The organism is Paraburkholderia sejongensis (genome assembly GCF_020880815.1).
GTDB classification, from domain to species: Bacteria; Pseudomonadota; Gammaproteobacteria; order Burkholderiales; family Burkholderiaceae; genus Paraburkholderia; species Paraburkholderia sejongensis.
Window position 1 is genome coordinate 272,493 of the sequence record NZ_JAJITD010000011.1, and the last position, 19,417, is coordinate 291,909.

General features: G+C 61.5%; 16 protein-coding genes and 1 pseudogene. 12 read left to right on the forward strand and 5 right to left on the reverse strand.

Annotated elements, in window-relative coordinates:
* Positions 1-170 precede the first annotated feature (170 nt).
* The 5 genes from LJ656_RS22665 (at position 171) to LJ656_RS22690 (ending at position 7,239) form a co-directional block, all read left to right on the forward strand.
* Positions 171-3,047 (forward strand): ATP-binding protein, encoded by a 2,877-nt coding sequence (locus LJ656_RS22665; protein WP_230511685.1) that lies wholly within the window; start codon positions 171-173, stop codon positions 3,045-3,047.
* Positions 3,048-3,448: 401 nt separating this feature from the next.
* Positions 3,449-4,285, forward strand: coding sequence for an alpha/beta fold hydrolase (locus LJ656_RS22675; protein WP_230511734.1), 837 nt, complete (start codon positions 3,449-3,451; stop codon positions 4,283-4,285).
* A 255-nt stretch (positions 4,286-4,540) separates the two neighbouring features.
* Positions 4,541-5,530 (forward strand): zinc-dependent alcohol dehydrogenase family protein, encoded by a 990-nt coding sequence (locus LJ656_RS22680; RefSeq protein WP_230511686.1) that lies wholly within the window; start codon positions 4,541-4,543, stop codon positions 5,528-5,530.
* A 123-nt stretch (positions 5,531-5,653) separates the two neighbouring features.
* A complete protein-coding gene (locus LJ656_RS22685) occupies positions 5,654-6,400 on the forward strand; it encodes an SDR family NAD(P)-dependent oxidoreductase (protein WP_230511687.1) in 747 nt (248 codons plus the stop codon).
* An 89-nt stretch (positions 6,401-6,489) separates the two neighbouring features.
* On the forward strand, positions 6,490-7,239 hold the full coding sequence (locus LJ656_RS22690; RefSeq protein ID WP_230511689.1) for an SDR family NAD(P)-dependent oxidoreductase: 750 nt from the start codon (positions 6,490-6,492) through the stop codon (positions 7,237-7,239).
* Between the two features lie 199 nt (positions 7,240-7,438).
* Here the strand turns inward: LJ656_RS22690 and LJ656_RS22695 are convergent, their stop codons facing one another.
* Positions 7,439-9,595, reverse strand: coding sequence for a beta strand repeat-containing protein (locus tag LJ656_RS22695; RefSeq protein ID WP_425605991.1), 2,157 nt, complete (start codon positions 9,593-9,595; stop codon positions 7,439-7,441).
* Positions 9,596-9,850 (reverse strand): hypothetical protein, encoded by a 255-nt coding sequence (locus LJ656_RS22700; RefSeq protein ID WP_230511692.1) that lies wholly within the window; start codon positions 9,848-9,850, stop codon positions 9,596-9,598.
* Positions 9,851-10,102: 252 nt separating this feature from the next.
* Between LJ656_RS22700 and LJ656_RS22705 the strand changes: the two genes are divergently transcribed.
* The 3 genes and pseudogenes from LJ656_RS22705 to LJ656_RS22715 all read left to right on the forward strand — a co-directional run.
* On the forward strand, positions 10,103-10,552 hold the full coding sequence (locus LJ656_RS22705) for a MarR family winged helix-turn-helix transcriptional regulator (RefSeq protein WP_230511694.1): 450 nt from the start codon (positions 10,103-10,105) through the stop codon (positions 10,550-10,552).
* A gap of 39 nt (positions 10,553-10,591) precedes the next feature.
* Entirely contained in the window at positions 10,592-10,900 is a 309-nt protein-coding gene (locus LJ656_RS22710; RefSeq protein WP_230511695.1) for a hypothetical protein, read from the forward strand.
* A gap of 64 nt (positions 10,901-10,964) precedes the next feature.
* Positions 10,965-11,261 (forward strand): annotated as a pseudogene (locus LJ656_RS22715) (DHA2 family efflux MFS transporter permease subunit); the annotation flags it as partial.
* A gap of 44 nt (positions 11,262-11,305) precedes the next feature.
* Here the strand turns inward: LJ656_RS22715 and LJ656_RS22720 are convergent.
* From LJ656_RS22720 to LJ656_RS22730, 3 genes are all read right to left on the reverse strand, one after another.
* Positions 11,306-12,160, reverse strand: coding sequence for an SDR family oxidoreductase (locus tag LJ656_RS22720; protein WP_230511697.1), 855 nt, complete (start codon positions 12,158-12,160; stop codon positions 11,306-11,308).
* A gap of 101 nt (positions 12,161-12,261) precedes the next feature.
* Positions 12,262-12,669, reverse strand: a complete 408-nt coding sequence (locus LJ656_RS22725; protein ID WP_230511699.1) for a DUF4407 domain-containing protein — start codon at positions 12,667-12,669, stop codon at positions 12,262-12,264.
* 246 nt (positions 12,670-12,915) lie between these two features.
* Positions 12,916-13,830 carry a LysR family transcriptional regulator gene (locus LJ656_RS22730; RefSeq protein WP_230511701.1) on the reverse strand — a complete coding sequence of 305 codons (915 nt, stop codon included), beginning with the start codon at positions 13,828-13,830 and terminating at the stop codon, positions 12,916-12,918.
* Positions 13,831-14,065: 235 nt separating this feature from the next.
* Here LJ656_RS22730 and LJ656_RS22735 point away from each other — a divergent pair, with 235 nt between their 5' ends.
* The 4 genes from LJ656_RS22735 to LJ656_RS22750 all read left to right on the forward strand — a co-directional run bounded on the left by LJ656_RS22735 (position 14,066) and on the right by LJ656_RS22750 (position 19,176).
* Complete coding sequence (locus LJ656_RS22735; RefSeq protein ID WP_230511703.1) at positions 14,066-14,758, forward strand: MgtC/SapB family protein; 693 nt, start codon at positions 14,066-14,068, stop codon at positions 14,756-14,758.
* 164 nt (positions 14,759-14,922) lie between these two features.
* On the forward strand, positions 14,923-15,915 hold the full coding sequence (locus LJ656_RS22740; protein ID WP_230511705.1) for a PadR family transcriptional regulator: 993 nt from the start codon (positions 14,923-14,925) through the stop codon (positions 15,913-15,915).
* Between the two features lie 46 nt (positions 15,916-15,961).
* Positions 15,962-16,828, forward strand: a complete 867-nt coding sequence (locus LJ656_RS22745) for a siderophore-interacting protein (protein WP_230511707.1) — start codon at positions 15,962-15,964, stop codon at positions 16,826-16,828.
* A 716-nt stretch (positions 16,829-17,544) separates the two neighbouring features.
* Positions 17,545-19,176, forward strand: coding sequence for an autotransporter outer membrane beta-barrel domain-containing protein (locus tag LJ656_RS22750; protein ID WP_230511709.1), 1,632 nt, complete (start codon positions 17,545-17,547; stop codon positions 19,174-19,176).
* Positions 19,177-19,417 lie beyond the last annotated feature (241 nt).

Consider the following 19,417-nt stretch of genomic DNA (forward strand, 5'->3'; position numbering starts at 1 on the left):
AAGTAAGCCAAGGTTCATGTCAGATCGATAAACCCCGTCCAGTGTGACCCTTCGCTCCGTCGCCGCCCGGCGGTACAATCCGATGCACGCTCGAACGAAGCACCCTCTTTCCTGGTACTGAATAGCAGAGACGCCCCCCGCTGTTTTTACCTCGTCACGAGGAGGTCAGAATGGACGTGTGCATGCCGCATCGCGGTGACTTCGCGTTCGGAGCAACGATCGTCGCGCCGCGCCGCCGCGAGGTACTGCATCATGGAATCAGAGTCGACATAGGAGATCGGGCGTTCGACCTGCTTCTTCTTCTCGCGCAGTCGCGCGGTTCCGTGCTGAGCAAGCAGCAGATCATCGCGAGCGTGTGGCACGACCGGGTCGTCGAACGCAATTCCGTCGAAGCTCAGGTTTCCGCACTTCGCCGCGCACTCGGAGACGATCGGGCGGCAATACGCACGGTGACGGGGCGCGGATACCAGTTCATCGCAGAACTGTTCCCGCAGCCCGCGAATCCGGATAAGCCGCCTGCCCCACCAACCAACGGACCGGCTTTTTCGTGCCTGCCACTGCCTGCGGAGGTCAGCCCTCTCATCGGTCAGGAAGTTGCAATACGCGAGATTTGCCGTCGCTTGCAAACGCATCGTCTGGTCACACTCGTGGGTACGGGCGGTGTGGGAAAGACGCGGTTGGCGCTCGAAGCCGCGCGCCAGTCGGCACCGGATTTCGCTGACGGCGCGTTCGTGGCCGAACTCGCGGCGGCCACATCGACGGACCATATTCCGACCACCATCGCCGTCGCGCTTGGATTTCCACCGGGCGACGGAACGTCTTCGCTTGACCGGCTCGCGCCGAGCCTGATGTCGCGGCATCTGCTGCTTGTTCTGGACAACTGCGAGCACTTGATCGACGGAGCCGCGAGGATTGCCGAAAGGCTCCTTCATATCGCCCCGCGAGCGGTCGTACTTGCAACGAGCCGCGAACCGCTGCGCGTTGCCGGCGAGCTGGTCTATCGTGTTCCGTCGCTCGAGGTACCGCCGGACGACAATTGCGATGACGCACTCGACTACAGCGCGGTACGTCTGTTCGAAGAGCGGGTCGGAGCGCATGCGGGACTCAGTCCGGATTCACGGGCTGCATTGAGGCTGAAGTCGCAAATTTGCCGCCAGCTCGACGGAATTCCGCTTGCGCTGGAACTTGCCGCGGCCTGTGTTACGTCGCTTGGACTTCAGGGCGTGGCCGACGGGCTCGGGAATCGATTTCAGCTCCTCACGCACGGCTTGCGCACCGTGCTCCCGAGGCAGCAGACACTACGTGCCGCGCTCGATTGGAGCTACGACCTGCTGTCCGACGAACAGCGATCGGTGCTGAATCGGCTGAGCCTGTTCGCGGGGACGTTCACGCTGGCGTCCGCGCAGGAAATGGCGAGTTGCGAGGCACTTGCGCCCGATGCAGTCGTGACGGCCTTGATGCAGCTCGTCGACAAATCGCTTGTTTCGATGGCCTCCGGTAGCGGCATTGTCCGGTACCGGCTACTCGAATCGACTCGCGCGTATGCGCGGGACGCGCTGCGCGCGAGCGGCGCGATGCGCGAATGGTCGAGGCGGCACGCGAGCTACTTCCTCGAGACTTTTCGGACCGCCGCGCGGCGGGCGGAGGCGCACGCTGACGTCGATTGGAGAAACGGCTATGTGCCGCACCTTGACGACCTTCGCGCGGCGATGCAGTGGTGCTTCAGTGCTGAAGGCGACATGACGCTTGCGGTCGAACTCACGGTCGCCGGCATTCCGTTTCTGACGCATCTTGCGCTACTTCAGGAGTGCCTCGAGACCGTGGACAAGGCACTGGAGTGGCTGTCGGTGGAAGGCGGTCCGGTCGACGAGCGGCATATGAAGCTTCATGCGGCACGAGGGATGTGTCTGCTTTGCCATACCGTGGCGACCAGCACAAGCGATGCTTTCGAATCGGCCGTCGGCATCGCGGCTCGGCTCGGTAACCTGGACTTCCAACTGTTGGGCATGTGGGGGCGCTGGATGTGCCACTACCTGAACGGCGAATACGCGCAAGCCATCCCGCTCGCTCACCACTTCAACGAACTCGCGTCGACGTCGTCACGCAAATGCGATCATCTGGCCGCCCTTCGGCTGAGCGGCATGTCGCGTCTTTTCGCCGGCGATCTTGCTGGCGCGCTTGCAGACCTGCAACGGGCAGCGAACGATACCGAGCCGCTCCCGCGCGCACAGCGGATGCGCTTCTTGTACGACGAGAAGATGCTGTCCCACGCATCGCTCGCGCTCACGCTGTGGTTCATCGGAGAGACGGAGCTGGCGCGGCAGGCTGCACAACAGTCGCTCGACGATGCCCGAGAGTTCGACCATCCGGTCTCGATCTGCTATGCACTGAGCGAGGCCGTTTGCACGCTTGCGTTGTTGCGTGACGACGCCGCCGCGCTCGAGGAGGCCGTCTCGTCGCTCGCCGCCGAAACGCGGCGTCACAGTATTTCGACGTGGTGCGCTCGGGCGCAAATGTGGCAGGGGCTGCTCGATCTGCGCGCGGGCGACACGACCGTGTTCGCCCGGACGATTTCCCCGGCCATGACGAGTATTGGTTCGAAACGCTTCTATGTGTCGCTGTCGCCCTACGTGACGGCGCTGGCCGAGGCGCTATGTCGGCGAGGCATGATTTCCGAGGCGGCGGAGGTCATCGACGCGTCGGTCGCCCGCGCGACGCGAACCGACGACAAGTGCGCTCTGCCGGAGCTATGGCGAGCGAAGGCGGAGGTGCTGGTCGCGAGCAACGGCGACGAAGCGATACCCGCTGCCGAATCGATCCTGGACGAAGCCCTTCAGATGGCTCGGACATACGGATTTCTGGCGTGGCAGACGCGTTGCTCGATGAGCCTTGCCCGGCTCGGACACATGAAAGGCGACGCGAAAGCCGCGCTCGATGCCATCTTTCCCGTGACGCAGCAGTCAGTGGATGCGAGTGACATTGGCGCGGCAGGTCCGACGCTTACCGGCCGTAAGGTGAATCGCCGAGGCCGGCCGCGCAGATACTGAGCGCGCGGCATCGGTCACGGCAGGCCGCTTTGCAGGTCGTGCCGCGAATGGTCGAAGACATCTGGAGCCGGGTGTGAATCGCCCGGATTTGCGGAAGCTTCAACGGCGGCTTCTGGCCGGTGAGCTTTTCCCTTTTTCACGGCACACGGTTGCCTGCGCGACCATTCTGCGTTTCCCTAATGATCGCCTTCCGGTCGGATGGAGATTCAGTGCGCCGTCGCGCTGCGGATGCGGTGCGCGTTAGCGTGAACGGGTAGTCATGCTTTCCACTCTTCCCCACTTCGCAGCCATGCTTCCCAAGCATGCGGGGGAGCCTCGAAAGTCTTTTTCCACTGCGAGCTGAAACGCTACTCTGCATGCACGAGTTAGAGCATTTCACACCAGCCCACAGAGGATTGACCATGAACAGCATCAGTCACGATACAGCACCGACCCAATTCGTCGAGGCCAACGGCATCCGCTTCGCTTACCGCCGGTTCGGCAAGCCGGGCGGCTTGCCGCTTGTCTTCAATCAGCACTACACCGGCACCCTGGATCACTGGGATCCGGCAGTGACCGACGGGTTTGCCAGGGACCGCGAAGTGATCCTTTTCAATAATGCTGGCGTTTCCAGCTCTTCGGGCGAGACGCCGACGAGTTTCCAGGAAATGGGAGCCAATGCGATTGCGTTCATTCGCGCGCTGGGTCTGACCCAGGTCGACGTACTCGGCATTTCGATTGGGGGCTTCGTTGCGCAGGAGATCGCGCTGCAGGGCGGTGACCTGGTCCGCAAGATCATCCTCGTCGGCACCGGGCATCGTTCGCAGGACATGTCGGAAAGCCGCTCCGCGGAAATCTTCGCCGGCAGCTATGACCCGCCCGAACATCTGTGGCTTTCGGTCCATTTTGGGCCTTCCGAAGCCAGCCAGAAGGCCGGCCTCGCCTTTCTCGAGCGCAAGCTGCGTCGTCAGGATCGCGATCCGCAAGTGAGCGCGCAAACCATTGCCGCGCAGGGCGAGGCGATCGGCAAGTGGCATGTGCCGAACGACAGCGCGCTGGAGTATCTGAAATCGATCAAGCAGCCCGTGCTGGTTGTCCAGGGCAGCAACGACGTCATCATTCCGACGCGGCATTCGTTCACGCTCCAGCAGCATCTGCCGAACGCGCAGCTGATCGTCTATCCGGACTCCAATCACGGGTCGATCTATCAGTATCCGGACACGTTCGTCGCCAATGCGACGACCTTCCTCGACGCCTGAAACCAGCCGCTGACTCGTCAATCGGGTCAGTGCCACCTGACGCGACGGAGCGACAGATGGCTAGTCATCGCCAACTCGACCTCAGTGCATTCGTGCGGCCCGCGGCCATCCGCGCGGGCGCGGTCTGTTCGGACGCGAACATGAAGGGCGCACATTGAGGGAGCATCTGGGCCTTGCGCGACCTTCCAACCGTTTCTTTCCGCACGAGCCCAGCGCAGTCCCCGGATTTTTCCTTCTTCGATAAAGGATTTCACCATGGCACGCATCGTCACCTTTGCCGAATATGGCGCCCCCGATGTTCTGAAGATCGAGGAAGTCGCATTGCCGAAACCGGGACCGGATGATATCCGCATTGCCGTCAAGGCGATCGGATTGAACCGTGCGGAATCGATGTGGCGCACGGGCGTCTATGTTGAACCGGTCAATCTGCCTGGCCGGCTGGGGTATGAGTCAGCAGGCGTCATAGAGGCCGTGGGAGAAAACGTCACGCACCTCGCGGTCGGCGATGAGGTTTCCACCATGCCGGCCTTCTCGATGAACGATTACGGTCTGTACGGCGATCATGTACTGGCTCCGGCAAGTGCGGCGGTGAAGAAGCCATCGTCAATCTCGTTCGAAGAAGCGGTTTCGATCTGGAATCCCTTCATCACTGCGTGGGGAGCGTTTATCGAAAGCGGCATCGTCACGGACAAAGATACCGTGATCATCACTGCCAGTTCGAGCAGCGTGGGCATCGGTGCGATCCAGATTGCGAAGCTTGCGGGCGCGAAGGTGATCGCAACGACGCGCACCAGGGAAAAGGTCTCGCAAATCAGAATGGCGGGCGCCGACCATGTGATCGTCACCGACGAAGAGGATCTGGTGGTCGAGGTCGAGCGGATAACCCACGGCGCGGGTGCGACTGTCGCGTTCGATCCGGTCGGTGGTCCCGCTTTCCCCAAGCTCATCGACGCCCTTGCGCCAGGTGGCACGGTCATGATCTATGGCGCGTTGAGCGACGAAGTGACACCGCTCCCAATGCTCCGGGCGCTCGCCAAGGAGGTCGTGATCCGAGGCTATAACCTGTTCTCGATTACGACCACGCCGGCCCGTCAGGCCCAAGTTGCCCAATTCGTTTACGAAAATCTCGAAGCGGGCAAGCTGAAGATAACCATTTCGAAGTACTTCCGGTTCGAACAGATCGTCGAAGCGCATCGCGAGCTGGAGAAGAACCAGCATATCGGCAGGATCGTGGTCACGCTGTAATTCGCGTCGGCAGTGTGCAGAGAACTCCCGCGTAACAAAGTTTCAACTCGCACGTCTGGCATTTGAAAAGCGTCCGGGCGACCTATGTCCCCGCGACTCACCCTCTATTTAATGGACAAAATCATGGCAAATACTCTTCAAGGAAAGATTGCTCTTGTAACTGGCGGCTCACGCGGTATCGGCGCCGCAACCGCCATCCAGCTCGCTGCGCAAGGCGCCACCGTCGCGCTCAGTTATTCCAGCAGCGAGGCCGCGGCCAGAGAGGTCATTGCAACGATCGAAGCGTCCGGTGGTAAAGCTATTGCGCTGAAAGCCGACCAGGCAGACCCGACAGCGGTGAAAGCATTGATCGCGGAAGTTGTCGAGCGGCTGGGCCGGCTCGACATTCTGGTCAACAACGCCGCCGTTTTCGTGACAGGCACGGTGGCCGAGACCACAGATACATCGCGCTTTGAGCGACAACAGAAGATCAACTACGAGGCCGTGGTAACCGCGATTCGCGAAGCCTCGCGGGTGATGGATAGCGGCGGCAGGATCATCTCGATTTCGTCGGCTCTCGCGTGGCGATCGACCTGGCCCGGCCTTGCGGACTACAGCGCAACCAAGCGCGCGATCGAGGGCTACAGCAAAGGTGCCGCGCGGGATCTGGGCCCGAAGGGCATTACCGTGAATGTTATCGGCACTGGTTCGACGAACACCGAGATGAATCCTGACAACAGTCCCTTTGCCGAGGCGCAGGCAGCCGCCACTGCGCTCGGACGCTTCGGTCGGCCTGAAGAGATCGCTTCCGTGGTCGCCTTCGTCGCCAGCCCCGCGGCGAGCTTCATTACCGGCGCAATCATTCCCGTTGACGGTGGCTATAGCGCGTAACGCAATACGAGCCACGTGACGCAACTGCTGCCGTTCCGTGGCTCGCGTCGCTCAGAATCTTTTTTACTGGTTGCCAAAGGAGTTGGACAATGAATGATTCGCCAGTAGTACTTGTAACGGGCGCGCTTTCTGGAATCGGTCGCGCAACAGCGATTGCCTTCGCTAAACAGAAAGCTCGGCTGGTCATCTCGGGGCGTCGGCTCGAAGAAGGCAGGAAGCTCGCAGAGCAACTGCGTTCGTCCGGTGCCGATGTGGAATTTTTGCAGGCAGACGTGCGTTTCGAGGATCAGGTCCAAGGCCTGGTCGAACGCGTTATCTCCCGTTTTGGTCGCCTCGATATTGCGGTGAACAGCGCAGGTTACGAAGGCGATCCGGCACCGATAGTTGAACAGAGCGTCGATCAATACGCTTTCGTTTTCGATACCAATGTTCTCGGCACATGGCTGGCGCTCAAGCACGAAATCCGCGCCATGGCAGCCCAGGGCGGCGGGAGCATTGTCAATGTGTCGTCAACGATGGGTATTCGCGGCGCTCCAAGGAACGCACTTTATGTCGCCAGCAAGCATGCGGTCGAGGGTCTGACGAAATCCGCTGCGCTCGAGACAGCCGCGTTCAATATACGGGTCAACGCGGTAGCTCCTGGGCCCATACAGACAGAAATGCTCGACCGCCTAACCGGTTCCGAATCGGCCAAGGCCGCGATGCTCGCGACCGTGCCACTTAAACGTGCGGGAACGCCTGAAGAGATTGCAGATGCAATCATTTTTGTGGCGTCGGAAAAAGCGAGCTTTATGACCGGCGAGGTTCTGAGAGTGAACGGCGGAAGAACTGCTGCTTGAAGCAAGCGCGTCACTTGCCGCAAGCATCACGGATTTACCTATGCGTCCCCGATAGCAGATATCAGGTGTCCGCGGCCGCACTTTTTGGAGGTAAGAATCACCGACGCTCCCTCGGCATTACCGCAAAAAGAAGGCGAGGAGTTGCCGCAAGCAACCCAAGGCTATGCCTCAGACAGGCCCCCGGCAACGGTGCCTGGTCTCAGCGTCCCGTCAACCACCGCAGCGTCGGGCCGAAAGAGCTAGCGATCCATGTTCCGTTCGGGCCGAAGTCCCACGTCGGCCCGAAGCTAGCCGGATCGCCTAGCTGGGCATTAGTGAGTCCGCTCGAGGTCGGCACCGGTGTTCCCGAGCCAACCCCCGCGCTCGCCCCGGACGACTCGCTGTTCCAGAACACGTTGGCGGCGATGCGTCCGTCATTCGTGCCCGCGATACCGCCTGTCGTTGCACCAGGATCAGGTGTGAGTGTCGAGTTGGAATAGGACTCGCGAATAACGCCCGCATTGCGGCCAGCCAGGCCGCCGACCACTGCGCCACCGCTTACGCCACCCCTTACGATATCCTCCGAGTAGGATTGGTTGATCCCGCCATTGTTCGCGCCGACGAGTCCACCGAGCGTGGCTTGCGCACCGCCCGTCACCGTGCCCAACGCGATTGACTGATCGATGCAACCATCGTTCGTACCGGCGAGGCCTCCGACCGTGCCCGCTCCGCTTACGCTCACTCCTGCGAAAGACTGTTCGACGCGGCCCCGATTCACCCCGACGATCCCGCCGGCCACGCCGCTGGTGTCGCCCGTGGATTGGACGTTGCCGAAGGCGCTGACCCGCACCATCTGTCCATAGTTGGTGCCCGCCACCAACCCGACAGGTCCAGCGGACGAGGTCGCCGTGCTGTCATAGACGCCAAGGTTGCGCACGACGCCAGTTTTGCCGATCACACCGAATAATCCGGTATCGGCGTCGCCTGAGATGTTGAGTCCCGTGATGCCGCCATGACCCATACCGTCGAACTGACCGGTGAACGGTGTGGCGGCGGTGCCGATGCTGTTGAAGCTCACCGGATCCAGGAATTCGATAGCCCGATTGCCCATCGCATAGATGCCTGCCAGGTTGTTGCTTACCGCATTCAGATCCGCCAGGTTGTTGACGAGCTGATAAGCCGTCACCTGAGTAACCAGGCCACTAAACGCTGCCGGGCGCCAGGAAGGATTGCTGCGCACAGTACCGGGCGTGTAGCTGCCGTTCATGTCGTAGAAGGCCGTGACAATGCCCGTGCTTCGCGACCAGTCGATGGTGCCCAGGTTGGTTACACTGCCGCCGTTATCGAATCCGCTCGTATCCGCGGCCAGTGTCAGCGAGCCGGTGCCTTTATTGGCAAGGACTGCGTGCGGTCCGACAGTCAGCGAATGGGTAGCATCGAGCGTTAGCGATGTCGTTCCGTGCCAGCGCACACTAGCGTCAATGGCGATGTCTCCCTTGCCGGTCGCCCCCAGTTGTCCGTCCGCGCCATTCGCGTCGACGGTGATCGAGGCACCGTTGCTCAGGCTTGCGCTCAGTGTGTGGGCAGTGCGCGTGTCCACGATGAAGTTGCCTGTTGTGATGTTCCAGGTTTTCGCCTGAACGTCTGCGCCGCCGACCTGGACATCCTTGCCGGACATGTCGACCGCGCCACCGCTGCCGTCCGCGTTGCGTGCGCTGATCTGCGCACCGCGCGCATCGATGTTGCCGCTGTTGACGATCGACGTCGCCGTGGTGGTGTCCGCGACGAGCCACACGTGGCCGGCGCGTGTCGCCGTGCCGGTCGCGCGCAGCGCGCCCGAATGACCTGCCAGCGCAAAGATGTTGCCGTCGGCCGCCTGTAGATTGATGATCGCTGCCTGCACGGTGCCCGTATTCGTCACCGTGCCGCTGCTTCCCACGTCCACGAAAACCTGCCGATCCGTGCCGGTGAACAGCCGAACCTGACTACCGACGGCAAGTTCGGCGTTGCCGTTCGGTGCATCTATTGTTCCTGCGTTCGTGACCTTGTTCGCCGATATGAGGAACACGTCGCCGCCCGACGACATAAGCTTGCCGAGATTGATCACGTTCGCCGTCGAGCTGCCCGTGAACACTGTCCCGCCGATCGCGGGCGCGTTGAGGAACGTGTCGTTGGCGACGTCGAGCGTCGAAGCGACGAAGCGGCCGCCGGTCGAGACGACGCCGTTTCGACCGATGAGAATGCCATGCGGATTGACAAGGTACACACTGCCGGTGCCGCTCAGCGTGCCGAAGATGGCGGAAACGTCGTTACCCGTCACGCGATTGAGTGTCGCGCCCGTTCCGTTGTCGATCGAAACCGTGCGGTGCGATCCGATCTAGAAACTGTCCCATTCGATGATGGCTCGCGGGCGGGTTTGCGTGATGTTCAGGTTCGCGCCGCTTTGGGCAATGCTTCCCGCGCCGCCGACAAAGCGACCGCCTTGCGGCAGCGGTCCTGCCGCGAACGCCTGTTGCGCGGAAAACAGTCCCGTCAGTGCAAGCGTGATAACCAGCGAGAGCTTTCGGTTTCGCGACGACCGACAGCTTTCAGGCGCGCGCCGTAGAGGCGTCAATGTTGCAGCAGGGCTCATACGTCCCCCCGTGGCAGTGCAAGACGGGCGGCGCGCGCGATGGCGCGATGCGCTTCCCGCGTATGAAGAATAGTGCTGGACGTTGCGTGGATACGCCAAAACCTACGCATTTTGCGCCCCTTCAACTTCGCACCGAAAATCAGCCGGACGGCAATCCGGCACACCTTCCGGACGAATGCGCGCGTTGCAGCTCACCCCCAGAATCAGATAGGTAAACTTGCAAGTTAATCTGTCTTGATCTACGCTTCGCGCATGACTCGCTCCCGCCAATCCACCCCGCCGCTCGACTACCTCGTCTCCGATCTGACGCTGGCTGTCGGCCAGCTTTTGCGTCGGCTGCGAAGCACCAATCCCGGCGACCTGAACTTGTCGCAGTCCAGCGTGCTCGCGCGGCTGGAACGTGAAGGCCCGATGACCACCGCGGATCTCGCGCGCGCCGAATCGATGAAGCCGCAGTCCATGAAAACCATCCTCGGGGGCCTCGAAGAAGAGGCATGCGTCGAGCGCGCAGCGCATCCCACGGACGGCCGCCAGATCCTGTTCGCGATCACGCGCAAAGGGCTGGACGAACGCAAGCGGCGCACGGCGGCCAAACGCGAATGGCTGCTGGCGAAGCTCGAACAGTTCGATCCGCAGGACGTCGCGACGCTTGCCGCGGCCATTCCACTCATCAAGCGCCTCGGCGATTCCACGCCTCCCTAGACTTTCCGGCTTCTCCAGCTTTCCTTGAAAGGACGAACCATGAGTTTCGTTGCGATCTTTTTCGCGGGTGCCTTCCTGTGCAACGCGATGCCGCATCTCACCGCGGGTCTGCGCGGCGAGGTGTTCCCTTCCCCGTTCTCGACGCCGCATGGCAAGGGGCCGTCGTCGCCGCTGGTCAATTTCCTTTGGGGCGTGCTGAACGCATTGATCGGTCTGGCGCTGCTGGTCCACCATCCGTTCGCGCCTGGCGTGAACGTCGATAGCGCGGCGCTGCTCGTCGGAGTGCTGGTCATGGGTGTTTTCGCATCGGTTCATTTCGGCCGGGTGCGTCGCGAAGGTCTGTTTTGAGCGCGACGCAACGCGATCAGCTCGATCCGCGGGTGTGGAAAATTACCGCCGTCGCCGTACTCGGCTCGCGCCGGCGTTGTTCGTGCGCGGCGCCGGGCTCGGCGCGACGGCGCTGCCGGCGATGTCGGCGGCTTACGCGTCGGTCGAGCAGCGCAATCTGCCAATGGCGAACACGACACTCAACATCCTGCAGCGGCTCGGCGGGCCGACGTTGACGACGCTCTGCGCGCTGGTGTTGGCGCAGTTGCTCGGCGCTCACCCGGCGCTTGCCGGGTTGAACGCTTGGGCGGCAACGTTTCTGCTGCTTGCCGTGTTGCATGCGGTGATGGCGGTGACGGCGATGCGGTTGCCGGGCACATGAGCGGCTTCACGATCCTGCTTTCGCAGCCGCGCTCCGGTAACCAGTCAGCCCCTCAACGCCGCCTCGACCGCGTCGGCCAGCGACGTCGTGCTCCGTCCGAGAAGCGTGGAAAGATCGCGAGAGTCGCTATTCAGCTCGCCTGCCGATGCCTTAAGGTCGGCATCGACGACGACATCGACAATCATCTTCGGCAGACCGAAGTGCAGCAGCGCAGCTTCATGTTCGGCGGTGGACAGGTGGTGATACACGATCGTTCGACCCGTTTGCTTCGATACTTCCTCGGCCAGTTCCGTCAGCGAATAAGGATGGTCTCCCGCAAGTTCATAAGTCCGGTTGGCGTGACCGGGTTGCGTGAGTACCGTTACCGCCGCATCCGCGAAATCGGCGCGAGACGCAGCGGCAAATCGACCTTGCCCCGCACTGCCGATGATTGCCGAATTGGCGAGCGCCGCGGCAAGTCCGCTGGTATGGTTTTCGACATACCAACCATTGCGTAACACCACGAAATCCACGCCGGTGTTCTTCAAATACGCTTCGGTCCTGTTGTGCTCGTCGGCAATAATCAGATTGGACGTGTCGGCGCGTAGCAGGCTGGTGTAGGCGATCAGCTTCACGCCCGCTTGCCTGGCGGCGTCGATCACAGCCCGATGCTGCCGGAATCTTTCCCCCAGCTCTACCGCCGAGATAAGCAACAGCTTCTCCACACCCTTGAATGCCTCGACGAGCGTTTCGGGACGATCGTAATCTGCCTCGCGTATCCGAACGCCGAGGGCGCTCAAGTCATCGGCCTTTTCTGGGCTGCGGACCGCCGCGACGATCTGACCGGCGGGGATGGTTTGCAGAAGACCTTTTACGACCAGTCGGCCAAGTTTTCCATTGGCCCCGGTAATGGCGATCATTTTGTATTTCCCTTTTGTCGAAAGTGACGTTGAATAAATTAAATCGTTCTACTCATTCGATATCGAACGGGCGACTCGATGTGTGTCGATTCAGGCGAACTTCATCCGCGCCGCACGATCAGCGCGATCGGCAGGCCGAGACCCAACATATGGATCAGCAGTGCGGGCAGGAACGGCATCGGCGACACCGATGGAGGCGTGACGAACGCGCTGTGAGGCAACACGACGAAGCCCATGAAGAAAAATACGATGATGCCCAGTAGCGGGCCGCCGAGCCACGCGAGGCGATTGACGACCGGCACGCGCGACGCGACCAGCGCGTAGGCGATTGCCGGAACGATCGATACAAAGAAGTGGAGCACGGTGCCCAGGATAAAACCGGTGGCGCCGGCGTAGGCGTTCATGCCAGTCAGGCTGCTGGCGGCCAGCTGCATTTCCGCAATGACGCCGATGCCTCGCGCCAGTTGCAGGATTAACACCGGGACCAGCACGATGAAGCCGGCTGCCACGCCGGCAGTCGTGCCGAGGGTCAGCGCGCGGGGGAAACGGCGTGGCGAATTCGCCGGCCGCGTCGACGGTAGATCGGGCATTGTGTCTGTCCTTTTCATGATCTGCTTTCCGCATAGAACTGGGAGGAATATGGACGCCGGAGCGTTTTCCCGTCGTCGAAAGCAGTCTAAAAACGTGGACCTGTCTGAGAAACTCCTGCTTTATCAAAACATTGTTGTCGAATACCCCCCCGAATCGAACCGGCGTTACGACGATCGCTGCGATGGGTGCCGGGCAAACAGCTCGACGACCCAGTCCGCGAAAACACGCACTTTGTTGCTCATATGCCGATTTGGCGGATAGACGATCGATACCGGCATCGGCGGAAGCTGCCATTGCCCGAGGCAGCTTTCCAGTTCCCCCGAGGCAATCAGCGGCGCGGTCATGAACGTTCCGCCACAGAAGATGCCGAGTCCGGTTCTGGCAAGGTCGGTACAGGTCGACACATCGTTGCAGAGAAGGGTTTTCCTGCCCTGGATATCGACGGTTTCGCTGCCGCGACTGGTTACGATCGGGAATGGTCTGGCCGTTCTCGCCGACATCATGTGGATCACCGTATGGTGAAGATCGATCTCGCTCGGGTGCTGCGGCTTGCCGTGCTTTTTCCAGTAATCCGGCGATGCGCAAAGCTCGAAATGGCTCAGACCAACCCGTCTCGCCACCAGTGATTGATCGGTCACGATTCCGATGCGGATTGCGCAGTCCACGTTGTCCGCAAACAGGTCGACAGGCGTGTCGCTGGCACCGATCTCCAGATCGATATCCGGGTATTTCGCGAGAAAATCAGGCAGCGCGGGCACGACCACTGAATGGGCCAGCGGCCGCGGCAGATCGATGCGCAGCCGGCCTTTCGGATTGGATCTGGCGCCGGCCATCGAGTTTTCCAGTTCCTCGAGGTCGGCCAGAAGGCGCACGGCCCGGTCGTAATAGGCCGAGCCGTCAGGCGTCACGGTGACGCGCCGGGTCGTGCGATTGAGCAGTTTGGTAGCGAGATCGTCTTCCAGCATCTTGACCAGTCGCGTGACGGTCGCCTTCTGGAGGTTGAGGGTCTCGGAGGCTTTGGTGAAGGTTCCCGATTCCACCACGCGCACAAACACGCGCATTGCGTCGAATTTATCCATTTTTCTTCCGAACGACTGGCTGGCGCTAAAGCGATACGGTTGTCGGCGTGAAGCAGTGCGTAAATTGCGCCGGATTATCGCATCGTCGAGACAGGCGAATGCTTCGCTTGCGTCGCGAGCCGGTCTGCGTTCACCGTAAGCCGACGTAAATCGTTCACCGATAGCCGGAAACCAAGCGGTTCCGGAGAAAAATATCTACCATCAAGGCTGATTCGTTGAGAAGAGACAGAACGACATGCACCTCGACATCATCTTTGATCTGCTGGCAGCCGTGGCGCTCGGTGCGTTGATTGGCGTGGAGCGGCAATGGCGGCAGCGTTTCACAGGGATTGCCACCCATGCACTCGTCGCGCTGGGCGCGGCCACTTTCACGACACTGCCATTCCTGCTCGGCGCACAGGGAGATGTCGTGCGGATGGCGGCGCCGGTTGTCTCCGGTATCGGTTTCCTTGGCGCGGGCGTCATCATTCGTGACGGTCTCAGCGTGCGCGGACTGAGCACAGCGGCGACAGTCTGGGGGACGGGCGCAGTCGGTGTAATCGCCGGCAGCGGCTTCCTCGGCACCGCCCTGATCGCGACTTTGCTGATCGTCCTGTGTAACGTAACGCTGCCGCCACTCGCACGACTCATCTATCGTCACGCTCCGGTTGACTCGAGTGGCGAGCGCTACTACATCATCGAAGTGGTTACGCAGTCGCAACAGGAAGCACTCATTCGAGCCACGCTGTTGCAACGTCTGGACGCCAACGGTCTCTCGCTCCAGAGCCTGGAAAGCCACGCATTGAAGAGCAGTGCGCAGGTTGAAGTGAATGCCGTGGTGTTTGCACCCCAGCAAAGCGATGAGCAACTGGAAGTGCTAGTGGGGGAACTTGCGCTTGCGCCTTATGTGTCGGCGGTGAGCTGGTCTGTCAGCGACGGGCCGCAATGACGGGAACACGACTCTGCTCCGAACGCGTAACGACCACTGGAGCGGCCGATTTGCGCTTCCCGCAGACTTGTTGCCCGCCGACTCCATCCCAAAAATAGTTTGACAGACTATCTTTAGATATATATCTTACGATGCATCTTACGACACTCACGGGAGTCTCCCAGATGCGTCATCTTCATCGCTTTTCCGGTCCGCGCGGCGCGCAGGGCCCTTTCCATGGCCGCTCTCACGGCCGCTTTCACGACCACTTCGGCCAGCCTTCGCTGCATGCGCTGTGGCACGCAATCGCCGCCCGGCACGCGGACCGCACCGGCCACGCTGACCGCGCGGAGCAGCGCTTCGACACCCCGGCCGCCCCCCGGGAGCCCGGCGAGCACGCCAGGCACGGCGCGCCCGATCCCCGCAACGCCCCCGGCCGCCGGCATCGCCACAACGATCACCGTCACTTCGCCCTCCACGCGCTCTGGCATGCGATGGGCCGCCATCACGATCCTCGTTCCGGCGGCCCGGGCGGCCGCGGCGGCCGCTTCGGCGGCGGCCCCGGCGGGCCCGGTGGATTCGGCGGCGAAGGCGACGGTTTCCCGCGCGGCCGCAAATTCAGCTCCGACGATCTGCAATTGATGCTGCTGTCGCTGCTCGACGCACAGCCGAGCCACGGCTACGAGCTGATCAAGGCGCTCGAAACGCGGTCGAACGGCTTCTACACCCCAAGCCCCGGCATGGTCTACCCGGCGCTCACCTATCTCGAGGAACTCGGCTACGTGAGCGTGCAGCTCGAAGGCAATCGCAAACGCTACGCGCTGTCGGACGCCGGCCGCGAGTATCTGAACGCGAACCGCGAGCGGGTCGATCTGATGTTCGCGCGACTGACCCATATCGCGCGCAAGATGGATTCGGTGCGCCGCGCGTTTGCCGGCGAGGAACCGGCCGACGTTAGCGAAGGCGGCTGGGTGCCCGAACTGACCGAAGCGCGCCGCATGCTGAAGACCGAACTGCTGCGCCGCGACAGCGCGCCGGCCGACGAGCAGCGCCGCATCGCCGCGATCCTGATGCGCGCGGCGCGCGAAATCGTCGGCGGCGGCGGCGCGAAGCCGGATGCAAACGGGAACGGGAACGCCCGCGAGAATCCCGATAACGGCGACGAAACGTCCGCCTGAGCGCGCCCGCCGCGCTTCATCGAACCGAACAAGGAGCACCACCCTTATGCCGAACCAGGACAACCGCCCCGATCTCGCCGTGCACCGCGTGCGTCATCCGCTCAAATTCCGTCTGCTGCAAGTCAAACAGGTCCGCGAGCTGAGCCCGCACCTGATCCGCGTCACGTTCACCGGCGACGATCTGCACGACTTCGTGTCCGCATCGTTCGACGACCACATCAAGGTGTTTTTCCCCGAGCCCGGCGCCGACAAACCGGCGCTGCCCGAAGCCGGTCCCGACGGCCCGGTGTTTGCCGACGGCAAACGGCCGACCGCGCGCGATTTCACGCCGCGCCGTTTCGATCAGCAAGCGCGCGAACTCGATATCGAATTCGCGATGCACGAAGCGGGTCCCGCGGCGACGTGGGCCGCGCAGGCGCAGGTCGGCCAGTATCTGGGCATCGGCGGCCCGCGCGGCTCGCTGGTGATTCCGACCGGCTTCGACTGGCATCTGCTGATCGGCGACGACACCGCGTTGCCCGCGATCGCCCGGCGCCTCGAAGAACTGCCGCCCGGCGCGCGCGTTGCCGCGGTGATCGAAGTGGCCGATCCATCGGCGCGCATCGAATTTTCGACGCGGGCAGAACTGCATCTGGTCTGGTGCTATCGCAACGAACCCGGCAACGAACCCGGCAACGACCGCGCGTCCGCCGCGCAGCCTCGCCCGCGCGGCGACGCGCTGTTGCAGGCGGTGCGCGAGACCTATCTGCCGGAATGGGGCGAAGGCTACGTGTGGGCGGCCGGCGAAGCCGCGTCGATCCGCGCGGTGCGCCAGCATCTGTGCGGCGAGCGCGGCGTCGACAAATCGCGGATTCGCGCGGCAAGCTACTGGAAACAGGGGGCGGTCGCGGTGCACGAGAACATCGAAGACTGAAGCACGCCGGTGCGGTAACGCCGCGAAGCACCGGTGCGCGTCGGACAACAACAAAAAACGGAAGACACCCGATGTACTCACTCGCCCCGCGCCACGAACGCCGTCTGCTTCGGCTGCTCGCGCTCACGCAGGTCACGATCATGATTTCTTCTGGTCAGAGCGCGTCAACTTAGGCCCCAGAGGCTAGGCCACGGCGTGTCGCGGAGGGTTGACACCGGTGCGATGTCTACGACTTTCCCATGGCCGTTCACTGACATTTCTCGCTGGATGTCAGCGCCGATAGCACCGCTTATCGCCGCCACCGCCCGTCAGGCGCGCCGCCGGTACGGTTCGCAACATTCAGACGTCAGCTCCACCCCCCGTAACCCGCCATCCGCGTTTGAGTGGGCAGTAGCCGAACTGCAATCGCCAATGGTTGGGCTTTGAATGTCCGACTCTCATGCTTCAGGAGACGACACAATGCCCGTTTGGCGAACCTGGAACCGGTCTTGCCGCTATGCCGGCTGAGTATCATCCGTTGCCAGCACATCTGCTTGTCGATAAGACGACAACAGCGTAGAACTCATGTTTCGCATACGTTCTAAACTTGGCGGATTTCATTTCTTTACCTGATAATCGCCCTGTGCTACGGTCAGCCGCTCCGGATCGACGTCCCCGCGCTCTGTTCAATTTTCGTGTCCAAACGTGTAACACCACCTCTAGTGGAGATACGCGTCATGAAAAAACACTTAGTCCGAAAAGGCCGTGACTTTGGCAACCAAAGTTTTGCAGGCACCAAGCGATTCTTAACCTCTCTGACGAGGCCGCGCAGGTGCGGGCAGCAATATAAAGTAGCTGATTCTGGAGCTAACCGACCATTTCGTCGTCGGCTCATGCGGCCCGGATTGTTGCTGGCGCAACCATCAAGGCCGCATTATTTCTTCATAGCGTTGACTTCCGTTTTTCTGACTCCTGGAATCGCCCGATCTGCCACGGTCAACGGGCCGGCTTCGTTCAACTCCACGGTAACAGTGGGCACCAGCACCAGTACTTATATTTTCGAGCCGGGCAATGCGCAGATAGCTATCACCACGACCGCTTCCAATACCCACGGTGTCATTGTTCAAGGCAATGGACAATTTACGATTAATCCACCCACACCAGATTCTTCCTACCAGTTTGGAACGGTCATTACCACCACCGGCGTGGGATCCTACGGCATCGCCGACAGCGCTGCCGGACACCCCGTTCAATTGAATAGCGTACTCATCACGACCTCTGGTCAGAATGCTCATGGATTAACTTTCCCGTTTTCGGGCACTAGTCTATTCGCGACAAATGTAGAGGTGACTACCCAGGGAGCGGGTGCCAGCGCGGTTTCCACGAGCGTGAGCGGACAACCAACGGCAAACGTGACTTTCACCAACAGTACACTCAGGAGTGAGGCCGCTGCGGTCATTAGCGCGTACGGCGCCATCATTAATCTGACCGGCACCTCCGTCCTTGCCGGCAGCGACGGACGGTGGCTGAATGCGCTAAGCGGCAGCAGTTACGGTGTCACCATCAACGCATCTGCGTCGACCTTAGACGGTGCGGCCATCACCAACAGCGGCGGCAATTCGTATCTCACGCTGACGAATGGCACCACGTGGACCATGACTGGTAGTTCTAACGTCACCACGCTTACCAATAATGCCAGCCAGATTGATTTTTCTCCGGGAGGCGCATTCAAGACGCTGACAACAGGGACTTACACCGGAATCAACGGGGCCATCTCGCTCAATACCTTTCTTGGCACCGACGGCTCGCCATCGGACCGTCTCGTTGTCAACGGCGGAACCGCGAGCGGAAATACCCTGCTGCATATCGTCAATGCGGGAGGACCTGGGGCATTAACCACCGGCGACGGCATCGCGGTAGTCAATGCGACCGGCGGCGGCACGACGACACAGAACGCGTTCGCGCTCGCGGGCGAAGTGCGCGGCGGAGCAATCTCTTATCTTCTGTTTCGTGGTGGTGTGACGGGCAGTAGTCCGTTGGACTGGTTCCTTCGCTCGTCGTTCGAAGTAGAAGAGCCTGGGAACGGCAACGGCGGCAACGGCAACGGCGGCAACGGCAATGGCGGTAACGGCAATGGCGGTAACGGCAATGGCAATGGCAATGGCAATGGCAATGGCAACGGCAATGGCAATGGCAACGGCAACGGCAATGGCAATGGCAATGGCGCCACCGGCACCAACGGCAATGGTCCCGTGGTGGAAGAAGAGATTGGCACCGAGCCCCCACCGGACAAGTTGCCGCCGGGCATCTATCCCATCATCGGGCCGGAACTGGCCGAGGGCGTGTGGAAACGCAATTTTCGCGGCTGAGGGCGAGGTTGACGGTCGGCCCAAGCAAGTTAGATGCGTCGAGCTTGCGCTATTCGAGCATCGCGAGCGCAAGAAGCCCCTCAGGGCCTCAGCTTCCAGCCGTCCTTATTGCCTTCATTGGAGTTGACCCTGTAACTCAGGACACTCGGACACCGTTAAGTTGATGATGCAGCGGTTCGGCGGAACTCCCGGGGGGAACGGTACTTCAGTGCCTTATGCGGGTGCCGTTCGTTGTAATGTT